The 12,639-nt window shown below is 68.0% G+C and carries 11 protein-coding genes; 3 read left to right on the top strand and 8 right to left on the bottom strand.

Translation table 11 applies throughout. The annotated features are described in order from the left end of the window. Nucleotides 1-32: 32 nt before the first annotated feature. The 6 genes from rimI to murJ form a co-directional block, all read right to left on the bottom strand. Nucleotides 33-518 carry a ribosomal protein S18-alanine N-acetyltransferase gene (gene rimI, locus ACTZWT_RS17145; RefSeq protein ID WP_444770876.1) on the bottom strand — a complete coding sequence of 162 codons (486 nt, stop codon included), beginning with the start codon at nt 516-518 and terminating at the stop codon, nt 33-35. Between the two features lie 24 nt (nt 519-542). Then, a complete protein-coding gene (gene tsaB / locus ACTZWT_RS17140) occupies nt 543-1,235 on the bottom strand; it encodes a tRNA (adenosine(37)-N6)-threonylcarbamoyltransferase complex dimerization subunit type 1 TsaB (RefSeq protein ID WP_444770875.1) in 693 nt (230 codons plus the stop codon). Nucleotides 1,236-1,388: 153 nt separating this feature from the next. After that, nucleotides 1,389-1,955, bottom strand: a complete 567-nt coding sequence (locus tag ACTZWT_RS17135) for a NifU family protein (RefSeq protein WP_444770874.1) — start codon at nt 1,953-1,955, stop codon at nt 1,389-1,391. Between the two features lie 150 nt (nt 1,956-2,105). Further along, on the bottom strand, nt 2,106-2,600 hold the full coding sequence (locus ACTZWT_RS17130; protein ID WP_444770873.1) for a universal stress protein: 495 nt from the start codon (nt 2,598-2,600) through the stop codon (nt 2,106-2,108). 231 nt (nt 2,601-2,831) lie between these two features. Beyond that, nucleotides 2,832-3,884, bottom strand: a complete 1,053-nt coding sequence (gene trpS, locus ACTZWT_RS17125) for a tryptophan--tRNA ligase (RefSeq protein WP_444770872.1) — start codon at nt 3,882-3,884, stop codon at nt 2,832-2,834. Between the two features lie 53 nt (nt 3,885-3,937). Beyond that, nucleotides 3,938-5,494 carry a murein biosynthesis integral membrane protein MurJ gene (gene murJ / locus ACTZWT_RS17120; RefSeq protein WP_444770871.1) on the bottom strand — a complete coding sequence of 519 codons (1,557 nt, stop codon included), beginning with the start codon at nt 5,492-5,494 and terminating at the stop codon, nt 3,938-3,940. A gap of 427 nt (nt 5,495-5,921) precedes the next feature. Here murJ and ACTZWT_RS17115 point away from each other — a divergent pair, with 427 nt between their 5' ends. Beyond that, nucleotides 5,922-6,923 (top strand): adenosine kinase, encoded by a 1,002-nt coding sequence (locus tag ACTZWT_RS17115; RefSeq protein WP_444770870.1) that lies wholly within the window; start codon nt 5,922-5,924, stop codon nt 6,921-6,923. A 223-nt stretch (nt 6,924-7,146) separates the two neighbouring features. Here the strand turns inward: ACTZWT_RS17115 and ACTZWT_RS17110 are convergent, their stop codons facing one another. Together ACTZWT_RS17110 and ACTZWT_RS17105 are read right to left on the bottom strand one after the other, a co-directional pair. Beyond that, on the bottom strand, nt 7,147-8,853 hold the full coding sequence (locus ACTZWT_RS17110; protein ID WP_444770869.1) for an AMP-binding protein: 1,707 nt from the start codon (nt 8,851-8,853) through the stop codon (nt 7,147-7,149). Between the two features lie 120 nt (nt 8,854-8,973). Beyond that, complete coding sequence (locus ACTZWT_RS17105; RefSeq protein ID WP_444770868.1) at nt 8,974-10,161, bottom strand: serine hydrolase domain-containing protein; 1,188 nt, start codon at nt 10,159-10,161, stop codon at nt 8,974-8,976. Between the two features lie 298 nt (nt 10,162-10,459). On the opposite strand from ACTZWT_RS17105, the gene ACTZWT_RS17100 reads away from it, so the two are divergent. Together ACTZWT_RS17100 and ACTZWT_RS17095 are read left to right on the top strand one after the other, a co-directional pair. After that, nucleotides 10,460-10,786 (top strand): hypothetical protein, encoded by a 327-nt coding sequence (locus ACTZWT_RS17100; RefSeq protein WP_444770867.1) that lies wholly within the window; start codon nt 10,460-10,462, stop codon nt 10,784-10,786. A gap of 158 nt (nt 10,787-10,944) precedes the next feature. Continuing rightward, nucleotides 10,945-12,438, top strand: a complete 1,494-nt coding sequence (locus tag ACTZWT_RS17095) for an NAD-dependent succinate-semialdehyde dehydrogenase (RefSeq protein ID WP_444770866.1) — start codon at nt 10,945-10,947, stop codon at nt 12,436-12,438. The last annotated feature ends 201 nt before the right edge of the window (nt 12,439-12,639 follow it).

Genomic DNA, 12,639 nt, shown 5'->3' with positions numbered 1-12,639 from the left:
GAGCGACGAGCGGTTGTGCCATCGCGCGAAAACTAGGACAAGTCGCGACGCATTATCAATGCGTTCAATTGTTCGCCGTCGGGCTGGCGATAATAGCGCTCGCGGCGTCCGACGATCTCGAAACCGGCGCGCTGATACAAACGCCGCGCCGGCTGGTTGTTCTCCTCGACCTCCAGAAACACTTTGGCGACACCGTGGCCGGCGAGGTGACCGAGATGCGTCAGCAGCAATTCCCGCGACAAGCCGCGGCCACGGTAGCCGGCGGCCACAGCGACCGACAGGATCTCGGCTTCGTCGGCCCCGAATCGCGAGGCGATGAAGCCGATGATCTTACGTCCCATACGCAATCGGTGGACCAGCGTGTTGCGCTGGCTCAAAAGGTCGGCGAATTCCTCCTCGCTCCAGCCCGAATGAAACGACGCGGCATGGAGCTGCGCCAGCTTCGGGCTGTCGCGCAGCGTCGCGGGCTCGACGACGGCGTCGGCGTAACCCCAGAATTCGGCCAGCCAAGTCATCATTTGAGCAGCATCATTTGAGCAGCGTCATGCGGCGGGCTGCGCACGCGCCAGCGCATCGGCCTGCGGCTTCGCATCCGGCGCGCGCAGATAGAACGGCCGCGCCGGCGCGGCTTCGGGCGTCGCGGCGGCGCCGAGCCAGGCGACCCAGAAAATATCCGGGGCGGGCTGCTGATCGATCAGCGGCGCCGGCGGCGTCAGCGCCGGCCAGCGCGCGGCGAGCAGGCCCGCCGCATTGCCGACCAGCCGCGGCGCGCCGTGGCGGACGGTTTCCAGCGCTTCGCCGATCGGGCCGACGCGCGGCGACACCAGACGCGTGCCGTTGCCGCTGACGAGTTGGTAGTAGACCTGATCGTGCCGCGCATCGATCGCCGACAGGATCGGCGTGTCGTCGCGCTCGCTGACCAGCGGCGCGGCGAAGGCGGACAGCGTGGTGAGGCCGACGATCGGCTTGTCGGCGGCGAGCGCGATGCCGCGCGCGGCCGAGAGCCCGACCCGCAACCCGGTGAAACTACCAGGCCCGGTCGTCACCGCGATGCGGTCGAGATCGGCGAAGCCGATGCCGGAGGATTGCATCACGCGGCCGAGCAGCGGCATCAGCGCCTCGGCATGGCCGCGCTGCATCGGCTGCGATTCCCGGGCGAGCAGCCGGTTCGCGCCGGTGTCTAGCACCGCTGCGGCGCAGGCGTCGAGCGCGGTATCGATAGCGAGGATCAACATCCGGCGAGCATATCAGCAATGCAACGCGCGCGTCATGCCCTGACGGACACGATCGACAGAGATTCGCTGACAACGCCACGCATGGCGCGACGCAGCATGCTGCGTCGGGCCGGGCGGCGGTCGGATGCGGGATGGCGCGCGGGCGCGCGCCGCTCAGACCGGGCGGACTTCGACCACTTCTGGCACGAAGTGCTTCAGCAGGTTCTGGATGCCGTGCTGCAGCGTCGCGGTCGAGGACGGGCAGCCGGAGCAGGCGCCCTTCATGGCGAGATAGACGATGCCGTCCCTGAAGCCGCGGAAGGTGATGTCGCCGCCGTCATTGGCGACCGCCGGGCGCACCCGGGTCTCGATCAGATCCTTGATGATCTCGACGGTCTCGGCGTCGCGCTCGGCGAAGAACTCGTCGTCCTCGTCGCTCGCGTCGCCATCCGTCCTGCCGTCGGCCAGGATCGGCGCGCCGGACATGTAGTGCTCCATGATGGCGCCGAGGATCGCCGGCTTGAGATGCTGCCAGTCGCCGCCGTCCTTGGTGACGGTGACGAAATCCGAGCCGTAGAACACGCCGCTGACGCCGTCGACGTCGAACAGCCGCTCCGCCAGAGGCGAGCGCGCCGCCTGGCTGCGGTCGGTGAATTCCATCGTGCCGCTGTCGAGCACGACGCGGCCGGGGATGAATTTCAGGGTGGCGGGGTTCGGCGTGGGTTCGGTCTGGATGAACATGGGGATCTCCGTCGTCGCCGGTTCAAGGCCGGTGCGTAGGGGTGTGTCTAGCAGATGGCGTCGCGGAACGCACGATCAAGCCGGCAGGCCGCGGTGGAAGGCGATTGTCGCTTGAAAGCATTCAACTTTTCGAATTTCGGGTGGCGGCGGTCAGGTCAGCGCGTCGATGTCGTCGTCGGTCAGGCTCGACGCCACCACCACGACCGGAACCGGGAACGAGCCGAGATGGCGGACCATCGCGGTGACGATCGGGCCCGGGCCCTCCGGGCCGTCGCTCGCCGCCAGCACCAGCGTGGTGATGTCGACGTCGGCGTCGATCGCCTTGCGGACCTGGGCGATGGTCTCGCCCTCGCGGATCACCCGCTCCGGGGTGATGCCGGCGACGCCATTGGCGCGGCCGGAGGCGCGGTCGAGCGCCCGTTCGGCGATTTCGATCGCCTCGGCGCGCATCACATCGGCGACGCCGAGCCATTGCTGGTTCTGGTCGGGAATCTCGATCACCCGCAGCATCACCACGCCGCCGCCGACCCGCACCGCCCAGCGGCTGGCGTAATACACCGCGCGATCCCATTCGGCGGTGTCGTCGACCACGACCAGGCATTTCGGCTTGTGGCCGGATTCGTAACTGCGTCGCTGGCTGCTCATGGTTGTCCCCGATCCAAGGCGCGCGCCCGCCCAAACCCCGCCATGCTGCCACGGCGGCGCGGTGGCGGACAAGCGGGTGACGCTTTCCCGACGCCGTCATCCTGAGGCGCGAGCGCAGCGAGCCTCGAAGGATGCGGCTGCGCGCGAGGTGCCTGCGGCCATCCTTCGAGGCGCGCAAGGGCGCGCACCTCAGGATGACGGAGAGGGCGTAGCGGGCGGCGAAAGAACAGCTCAGCCCTTCTTCCGCACCATGCCCATGATGTCCTTGACCGCCGTCATGGTTTCGGCGGCGATCACGCGGGCGCGGTCGCTGCCGGATGCGAGCACGGAATCGACATAGCCGTGGTCGGCCGACAGCCGCTTCATTTCGCCGGCGATCGGCGACAGTTTCTCGACCGCGAGATCGACCAGATTCGACTTGAACGCCGAGAACTGCGCGCCGCCGAATTCGCTCAGCACCTGCGCCTTCGGCTTGCCGGCCAGCGCCGCATAGATGCCGACCAGATTGTCGGCCTCGGGGCGCGGCTCCAGGCCCTTCTCCTCGGTCGGCAGCGGCTCCGGATCGGTCTTGGCCTTGCGGATCTTCTGCGCGATCGCGTCGGCGTCGTCGGTGAGGTTGATGCGCGAGTAGTCGGATGGATCCGACTTCGACATCTTCTTGGTGCCGTCGCGCAGGCTCATCACCCGGGTCGCAGGACCCGTGATCACCGGCTCCGGCAGCGGGAAGTAAGCGTCGCCGAGGCCCTGCGCGGCGATCGAGGCGGCGAAGTCGTTGTTGAACTTCTGCGCGATGTCGCGGGTGAGCTCCAGATGCTGCTTCTGGTCCTCGCCGACCGGCACATGGGTGGCGCGGTAGACCAGAATGTCGGAGGCCATCAGCACCGGATAATCATATAGTCCAATCGAGGCGTTCTCGCGGTCCTTGCCGGCCTTCTCCTTGAACTGGGTCATGCGGTTGAGCCAGCCGAGCCGGGCAACGCAGTTGAACACCCAGGCGAGTTCGGCGTGTTCGGCGACCTGGCTCTGGTTGAAGATGATGTGCTTTTGCGGATCGATGCCGGCGGCGATGAACGCCGCGGTGACCTCGCGGGTGTTGCGACGCAGCTCGTCCGGGCCGCCCCAGACCGTCACCGGCACGGTGATGGCGTGCAGATCGACCACGCAATAGATGCAGTTGTGGGTCTCCTGCAGCTTCACGAAATTCACGATCGCGCCGAGGTAGTTGCCGAGATGCAGATTGCCGGTCGGCTGGACCCCGGAGAAAACCCGCTGCGTGATGGCCATTGGTCGTATTCCTGCGCGTACTGGGAAAGGCGCCGTGAAGTGGCACAAGCGCGCTAGCCGCGCAAGCTGCGCGGCCGCCGCAGCGCCCCGAGCGCCGCCGCCGGGCGCACCACGCCGAACAGCATCAGCAGCGCCGCATAGACGATCACGCCGCCGGCGATCAGCACGCCGAGCGCGGCGGCCTGTGCCAATGTCGAAGCCTGTGCGACCAGCGGCAGCACGAAGCCGGCTTTCAGCGCCAGCAGCCCGCCCATCACGCCGGCCGCGAGCCCGATCAGCGCGACGCGGCGCCGCGCCACCCGATCGATGGTGACGCCGAAGCGGCTCAGGCCGCGCCCGAGCAGCAGGGCTGCGTTGCTCCAGGCGCCGAGCACGATCGCGACGGCGACGCCGCTGGCGCCGAACGTCCGCCCGAGCAGCAGCGCGGCGGCGAGCGCCACCGCCAGGGCGACCAGCGTGGCGAGCAGCGGCGTGCGGGTATCCTCGCGGGCGAAGAACGCCGCGGACCAGTTTTTCGCCAGCACCTGCGCCGGCAGGCCGAGCGCCAGCAGCGCCAGCGCCTGCGCGGTGGCCGCGGTGTCGGCGGCCGTGAACGCGCCGTGCTCGAACAGCACCCGGACGATCGGCTCGCTCAGCACGATCAGCCCCAGCGTCGCCGGCAGCGCCACGCCGATCGCGAGTTCCAGCCCGCGCGAGGCGGCGTCCGACAACGCAGCCTGATCGCCGCCGCGCACCGCGCGCGCCAGTTCCGGCACCAGCACCGCGCCCATCGCCACGCCGACGATGCCGAGCGGCAGCTCGATCAGCCGGTTGGCGAAATACAGCCACGACACCGCGGCGGGCTGCGACGACGCCACGCTCGCGCCAATTACGATCAAGAGCTGCGGCCCGGAATTGGCGATCATGCCGGGGATCGCCCTGGCGAAGAAGGCGCGCATCGCGCCGTCGAACGACACCCGCAGCGGCGTCGCGAGGCGCTCGCCGCGGCCGTTGAGGACGAGGATGCCGAGCTGCAGCAGCCCGGCGATGCCGACGGTGGCGGACAGGATCCACGCCGAGACGATGTCGTCATCGCCGGCGAACAACAACACGGCGGTGACGGCGATCAGCGCGAGGTTGAACAGCAGCGGCGAGAACGCGGTGAGGCCGACTTTTCCCTGGGCGTTGAACAGCCCCATCATCACCGCGACCGGGCCGGCGAAGGCGAGATAGGGCAGCATCAGCCGCGCGTCGCGGGTCGCCATCACCAGCGTCGGATGGCCGATGAAGCCAGGCGCCAGCAGCGCGATCAACAGCGGCATGAAGACGCCGAGCAGCAGCGCCAGCACGAGCGTCGCCAGCGCCACGGTGCCGAGAAGCCGGCCGGCGAAGGCGGCGGCCGCGACCGCGCCGTTGTGCTCGCGGACCCGCAGCCAGGCCGGCACCAGCGCGGCATTCAGCGCGCCCTCGGTGAGCAGCCGCCGCGCCACATTGACGAGCTGGAACGCCAGCAAGAACGCATCCGCCACCGCCCCGGCGCCGAGCAGCGCCGCGACCAGCGCGTCGCGAACGAATCCCAGCAGGCGCGACGACAGCGTTCCGGCGGAGACGGTGAGAATCGGGCGGATCATCCCGGCCTTATAGCCGGATTGCGGGCGCAGGGGCCGGGCGCAGCGCGGTTGAGTGGTTGATTGGTAAAGGCGCGCGATAGCGGCGGCCCCGTTTTCAACTCGCAGCCCGTCATGGTGAGGAGGCGCCCGGCACCACCTCGCAGACCGGCACGGCCTGCCATGGGCGCCGTCTCGAACCATGAGGCTGACAGAAACGCGGCGTGCCCGCGGCCATCCTTCGAGACGCCCGGCTTCGCCCTGCGGGCTGCGCCGGTCTCCTCAGGATGACGAAGTGCAGGTGGCGGACCTGATCCGGGAACCGCGCTCGCTTGCCGCAGCGCCGCCGATCGTGATAGGTCGGCGCGCCTTTCGCGTGGCCGGCGATGCACCGGCCCCTGCCGCAGAACCGCGGTCCGATTCCCCCTCGCCGCAATGGAAACCAATCTCGATGAGCTCAGCCCAATACGACGTCCTCGCCATCGGCAACGCGCTGTTCGACGTGCTGGTGCGCACCGAGGACGACTTCCTGCTCCGCCACAAGATGACCAAGGGCGGCATGGCGCTGATCGACGAGGCGGGCGCGGCCGCGATCTACGCCGACATGGGCATGGCCACCGAGATCTCCGGCGGCTCCGCCGCCAACACCATCGTCGGGCTCGCCTCGTTCGGCGCGCGCACCGCCTATGTGGGCAAGATCAAGGACGACCAGATCGGCAAGCTCTACGCCCACGACATCCGCGCCGCCGGCGTCGCATTCGACACCCGGCCCGCGGCGGACGGACCGGCGACCGGCTGCTCCTACATTCTGGTGACGCCGGACGGCCAGCGCACCATGAACACGTTTCTCGGCGCGGCGCAGGATCTGCGGCCGTCCGATATCGACGAGGCGCAGATCGCCGCGGCGGCGATTACTTATCTCGAAGGCTATCTGTGGGATCCGCCGCAGGCCAAGGAAGCGTTCCTGAAAGCCTCGACGATCGCGCATGGCGCCGGCCGCAAGGTGGCGCTGACGCTGTCGGATGCGTTCTGCGTCGACCGCTATCGCGGCGAATTTCTGGAGCTGATGCGTAGCAAGACCGTGGACCTGATCTTCGCCAACGAGTCGGAGCTGCATGCGCTGTACCAGACCTCGGATTTCGACACCGCGCTGAAGGCGCTCGCACAGGACGTCGGGCTCGGCGTGGTCACCCGCAGCGAGAAGGGCTGCGCGGTGGTCGAGGGCGACGCCGTCACGCTGGTGCCGGCAGCTTCGATCGACCAGCTCGTCGACACCACCGGCGCCGGCGACCTGTTCGCCGCGGGCTTCCTGTTCGGCCTGGTGCGCGACGCCGGCTACGAGAACGCCGGCCGCCTCGGCGCGCTGGCGGCCGCCGAAGTGATCCAGCACATCGGCGCCCGGCCGCTTGTGTCGCTGAAAGAGCTGGCGCAGCAGCACGGGCTGCCGGTGTAGTTCGGCCAAGAGCGACGACACCATCTTCTGTCATTCCGGGGCGCGAGCGCAGCTCGCGAACCCGGAATCCATAATCACCGCCGCTGTTACTTCGGCACAGCGATGCGGTCGCCGGGCATCACCGCGAGGCCAGGGAGTATGGATTCCGGGTTCGCGCTTCGCGCGCCCCGGAATGACGTCGTGCTTGTTGTTACGTCCAGCACCCCCGCTTGGCAGCAACTCCTCACGCCGTCTTCGCCGCGACCAGCCCAAGCTTCTCTTCCACCTTCTCGCGCATCACGAATTTCTGGATCTTGCCGGTGACCGTCATCGGGAATTCGTCGACGAATTCGACGTAGCGCGGGATCTTGTTGTGGGCGATCTGGCCCTGGCAGAAGGCGCGGACCTCGTCGGCGGTCAGGGCTTCGCCCGGGCGGATGCGGACCCAGGCGCACAGCTCCTCGCCGTAACGCGGATCGGCGACGCCGAAGATCTGCACGTCCTGGATCTTCGGATGGCGATACAGGAATTCCTCGATCTCGCGCGGATACAGGTTCTCGCCGCCGCGGATCACCAGGTCCTTGATGCGGCCGACGATGTTGCAGAAGCCTTCCTCGTCGATCACCGCGAGATCGCCGGTGTGCATCCAGCCGGCGGCGTCGAGCACGTCGGCGGTCTTCTCCGCCTCGTCCCAGTAGCCGAGCATCACGCTGTAGCCGCGGGTGCAGAGTTCGCCGCGGGCGCCGCGCGGCACGATGCGGCCTTCGAGATCGACCACCTTAACTTCGACATGCGGATGGATGCGGCCCACCGTTGAAACGCGCCGCTCTTCCGGATCGTCGACGGCGCTCTGGAAGCTGACCGGGCTGGTCTCGGTCATGCCGTAGGCGATCGTCACCTCGCGCATGTTCATCGCATCAACGACGCGGCGCATCACTTCGACCGGGCACGGCGCGCCCGCCATGATGCCGGTCCGCAGCCACGACAGATCGAAACTCGCGAAGTCCGGGTGATCGAGCTCGGCGATGAACATCGTCGGCACGCCGTACAGCGCGGTGCACTTCTCCTGCGACGCCGTCTGCAGCGTCGCCAGCGGATCAAACCCCTCACCGGGATACACCATGGTGGCGCCACAGGTGACGGAGGCGAGATTGCCCATCACCATGCCGAAGCAGTGATACAAGGGCACCGGAATGCAGATGCGATCCGCTTCGGTGAGCTTCATCGCGCGGCCGACGAAGTAACCATTGTTGAGGATGTTGTGATGCGTCAGCGTCACGCCTTTGGGCGAGCCGGTGGTGCCGCTGGTGAACTGGATGTTGACCGCGTCGTCGAACTGCAGCTCGTCGGCCAGCCGGGCGATCGCCTCGCGATGGCGGTCGCCGCCCATCGCGGCCACTTCGTCGAACGCGATCGTGCCCGGGCATTTCGGGCCGCCGATCTGGATCACCGCGCGGAGCTGCGGCAGCCTGGCCGACTGCAGCGCGCCGGGCTGCGCGCGCGAAAGCTCCGGAAGCAACGTATTCAGCATCTCCAGATAGGCCGAGGTCCTGAACGCGGTGGCGGTGACCAAAGCCGCGCAGCCGACCTTGGCGAGGGCGAATTCGAGCTCGCTCAGCCGGTAGGCGGGATTGATGGTGACGAGGATCAGCCCGGCCTTGGCGGCGGCGAATTGCGTCAGCGTCCATTCCGGCCGGTTCATCGACCACACGCCGATGCGCGCGCCGCGCTCCAGCCCGAGCGCCAGAAAGCCCGCCGCCAGCGCATCGACACGCTGCGCGAATTCGCGCCAGCTCCAGCGCACGTCGTGGCTCGGCGACACCAGCGCCTCGCGGTCCGGCCAGCGCTGCGCCGCCAGATCGAGCGCCTGGCCGATGGTGATGCCGAGCAGCGGCGCGTCGGAGACGCCGCAGACATAGCTGGGAGCTTTATCGGGAGCTTTGTCGATCACGTCCTTGGTTTCCTCGCCGTGCACCGGACCTGATCGGCCGGCGTGTTTTTTTGGTTCGGATCGATGATCGCGCCGCCGGCGGGGCTTGTCGAGCCCCGCCGGCAAGTCGCGCGAGAGCCGTCAGGCCGCCTTCTGGCCGGCGACCAGCCCCTGATACACGCCGCGCTCGAAGCCGGCGAAGGCCTCGAGGCATTTGCCGTCCGCGAACGGCAGCACCTGCATCAGGATCACGCCGCAGACGTCGCGCGCCGGGTCGATCCAGTAATAGGTGTTGGCGAGGCCGGCCCAGGCGAGGCTGCCGGGGCTGCGGCCTTCCGGCGTGGCCTCGGTGTTGATCAGGAAGCTCAGCCCCCACTTCTTGTCCATGCCGGGATACAGATCGACGTCGTTGGTGGCGAAGGGAATCGCCGAACTCATCCGGGTGACGTTGAGGTCGCCGATGTGGTTCTGGCTCATCAGCGCGACGGTCTCGGGCTTCAGCACCTGACCGCCAGCGCCGCGGCCCTTGTTGAGGATCATCTGGGTGAACTTCAGATAGTCCGCCGCGGTGCCGTACAGCCCGCCGCCGCCCATGTGGAATTCGGGCTCCTGCGCGACCTCGAACGGAATCGGCGACAGCGAGCCGTCCTCGCCGCGGGCATGCACCGCGACCAGCCGCTGCCGTTGGGCGTCGCCGATCCTGAATCCGGTGTCGGTCATGCCGAGCGGCGCGAAGACGTGGTCGCGCAAGTAAGCGTCGAGCTTGACGCCGCTCGCCGCCTCGACCGCCTTGCCGGCGAAATCGATATTGATGCCGTATTCCCAGCGGGTGCCGGGATCGGACGCCAGCGGCGTCTTCAGCGCTGCTTCCTGACAGCCGATGATGCCGGGGATGCCGTGGCGCTCCATGTACTTCACCATGTCGGCATTCCACATGTCGTAGCAGAAGCCGGCGGTGTGGGTGAGCAGATGGCGCAGCGTGATCGGCGTCTTCGCCGGCCGCGTCTTCGGCGTGCCGTCGGCGTCGAAGCCGTCCAGCACCAGCGGCGCGGCGAGATCGGGCAGCACCTGGCCGATCGGCTCGTCGAGCGACAGCCTGCCCTGCTCGACCAGCTGCATCGCCGCCGCGGCGGTGATCGCCTTGGTCATCGACGCGATCCAGAACACGCTGTCGGTCGTCATCGGCTGCGGCTTCGACAGATCGCGCTTGCCGAACGCGCCCTGATAGATCACTTCGCTGGAGTTGCCCGCGAGCGCGACCACGCCGGGAATCTCCCCGCGCTCGCACATCTGCCGCAACGACTGATCGATGTTGGCTCCGTCCTGCATTTGATCCTCCCGGTTGTTGTTTTGTTAACGGGGGCATTGTTCCGCCCAAACTCCGGATAGGCAAGGCGGCAGATCGACGGAGCGACATCGTCGCGCAGTCGTGAAGCGCTACACTGCAGCGCGGCGGCGCCACAGACGCGGCGGCGGGTTCGGCGAATTGGTGACCGTTCGATGGCCACGGAACGATCGGCGCGGATCGACGTTCAAAATCCGGCCGCAGTTGGTTGAACCTCGCATCAATCTGCGGCGTCACAATCCCACAACTACAAACGCAGGCCGTGCAGCCCCGGAGAGTTCGATGATCCCAACCTGGAGTGCGTGGAAGCGCTATCCCCGTGACGGCCGGGGCAATATCGAAGCGCCGGTCGGCCCCGGCGTTTACGAGATCCGCAATGCCGACGACGGATCGCTGTTCGGCTTCGCCGCGGCCGACAATCTCGCGGTGGCGCTCGGCCAGCTGCAGGTGCAGCCGAAACGGCTCGGGGGCTGGTTCGGCCGCCGCACGTCGGCGCCGACGCCGGATCTGGAATATCGCGTCTGCGCCACCGCGACGCGTGCCGACGCCCGGACCGCCGCCGAGCATATGATCGAACGGCGCGAGACCTGGTTCAGCCGCGCTGCCTGAATCCTGCTTCGCACTGCGGCGCGAACGCCGCCGCCGCAGTGCTGCAATGACGCCGGGTCCGTGCCAACCGCGCGAGATGCTCCTATACTTCCTCACAGGCCGGGACCCGCTTCGCTCGCAGGCTCCCGCGCGCCGACGTCAAATCTCGAGGAAGACCGATGTCCCCAACTGCCGCCGCCCGCCCGTCCGATGCCGCCTCGTCGCTGCGCGACCGCCTGAAAGACCCGTCACTGCTGCGCGAGCAGTGCTTCATCGACGGCGCCTGGACCGGCACCGGGTCGATCGCCGTGACTAATCCGGCCAATGGCCAGGAGATCGGGCGGATTCCCGGCCTGACGGCGGACGATGCGACCGCGGCGATCGAAGCCGCCGAGCGCGCGTTCCCGGCGTGGGCCAAGCTGACGGCGAAGCAGCGCTCCAACATCATGCGCAAATGGTTCGAGCTGATCGTCGCCAATCGCGAGGATCTGGCGCTGATCCTGACCACCGAACAGGGCAAGCCGCTGACCGAGGCGCTCGGCGAGGTCGATATCGGCGCCGCCTATGTCGAATTCTTCGCCGAGGAGGCCCGCCGGGTCTATGGCGAAACCATTCCGACGCAGCGCCCCGACGCCCGGCTGATCGCGATCAGGCAGCCGATCGGCGTCTGCGCGGCGATCACGCCGTGGAACTTCCCCAACTCGATGATCACCCGCAAGGTTTCGCCGGCGCTGGCCGCCGGCTGCACCGTGGTGCTGAAGCCGGCCGAAGAGACGCCGTTCTCGGCGCTGGCGCTCGCTGTGCTGGCCGAGAAGGCCGGCGTGCCGAAAGGCGTGTTCAACATCGTCACCGGCGACGCGCCGCCGATCGGCAAGGTGTTCTGCGAGCATCCGGCGGTGCGCTTCGTCGGCTTCACCGGCTCGACCGAGGTCGGCAAGATCCTTTACCGGCAGGCCGCCGTGGGCGTGAAGAAGCTCGGTCTGGAGCTCGGCGGTAACGCTCCGTTCATCGTGTTCGACGATGCCGACCTCGACGCCGCGGTCGAGGGCGCGATGGTGTCGAAATATCGCAACATGGGCCAGACCTGCGTCTGCGCCAACCGGCTCTACGTCCAGGACGGCGTCTACGACGCCTTCGTCGAGAAGCTCGCCGCCAAGGTGAGGGCGATGACGATCGGCGACGGCACCGAGCCGGGCGTGACGCAGGGCCCGCTGATCAACGAAGCCGCGGTCGAGAAGACCGAAAAGCACATCGCGGATGCGGTGTCGAACGGCGCGAAGGTGATCACCGGCGGCAAGCGCCACGCGCTCGGCGGCACCTTCTTCGAGCCGACCGTGCTGGCCGATGTGCGCCCCGACGCGCTGGTCGCCCATGAGGAGACGTTCGGCCCGCTGGCCCCGGTGTTCCGCTTCAAGACCGAGGACGAAGTCATCAAGCTGGCGAACAATTCGCCGTTCGGCCTCGCCAGTTACTTCTATGCGCGCGATCTCGGCCGGGTGTGGCGCGTCGCCGAGGCGCTGGAGTCGGGCATGGTCGGCGTCAATTCCGGCCTGATCACCACCGAAGTCGCTCCCTTCGGCGGCGTCAAGGAATCGGGGCTGGGCCGCGAAGGCTCGCATCACGGCATGGACGAATATGTCGAGATCAAATACGTGATGATGGCGGGGATCTGAGCGAACTAACCACTCGCCCCGCCGGCATCCTGAATTTGCTCCGCCGGCATTCTGAGCCGCCGTCATCCTGAGGTGCGCGCCCTTGCGCGCCTCGAAGGATGGGATGCACGTGGTTGGCGCTGGTGCTTGCGGCCATCCTTCGAGGCCCGTTCGTCCGCGCATGTGCGCGGACGAACAGGCTCCTCAGGATGACGCCGACCG

Source organism: Rhodopseudomonas sp. NSM (assembly GCF_052445935.1).
GTDB lineage: Bacteria > Pseudomonadota > Alphaproteobacteria > Rhizobiales > Xanthobacteraceae > Rhodopseudomonas.
Note: the sequence above shows the minus strand (reverse complement) of the source record. Positions and strands in the feature narration are given on the sequence as shown.

What these genes read in the sequence shown, in the direction of transcription:
- ACTZWT_RS17095 (WP_444770866.1), top strand. Translation starts at nt 10,945, where the DNA reads ATGTCCCCAACTGCCGCCGCCCGCCCGTCCGATGCCGCCTCGTCGCTG.
- ACTZWT_RS17115 (WP_444770870.1), top strand. Translation starts at nt 5,922, where the DNA reads ATGAGCTCAGCCCAATACGACGTCCTCGCCATCGGCAACGCGCTGTTC.
- trpS (WP_444770872.1), bottom strand. Translation starts at nt 3,884, where the DNA reads ATGGCCATCACGCAGCGGGTTTTCTCCGGGGTCCAGCCGACCGGCAAT.
- ACTZWT_RS17135 (WP_444770874.1), bottom strand. Translation starts at nt 1,955, where the DNA reads ATGTTCATCCAGACCGAACCCACGCCGAACCCCGCCACCCTGAAATTC.
- ACTZWT_RS17100 (WP_444770867.1), top strand. Translation starts at nt 10,460, where the DNA reads ATGATCCCAACCTGGAGTGCGTGGAAGCGCTATCCCCGTGACGGCCGG.
- ACTZWT_RS17105 (WP_444770868.1), bottom strand. Translation starts at nt 10,161, where the DNA reads ATGCAGGACGGAGCCAACATCGATCAGTCGTTGCGGCAGATGTGCGAG.
- tsaB (WP_444770875.1), bottom strand. Translation starts at nt 1,235, where the DNA reads ATGTTGATCCTCGCTATCGATACCGCGCTCGACGCCTGCGCCGCAGCG.
- ACTZWT_RS17130 (WP_444770873.1), bottom strand. Translation starts at nt 2,600, where the DNA reads ATGAGCAGCCAGCGACGCAGTTACGAATCCGGCCACAAGCCGAAATGC.
- murJ (WP_444770871.1), bottom strand. Translation starts at nt 5,494, where the DNA reads ATGATCCGCCCGATTCTCACCGTCTCCGCCGGAACGCTGTCGTCGCGC.
- rimI (WP_444770876.1), bottom strand. Translation starts at nt 518, where the DNA reads ATGATGACTTGGCTGGCCGAATTCTGGGGTTACGCCGACGCCGTCGTC.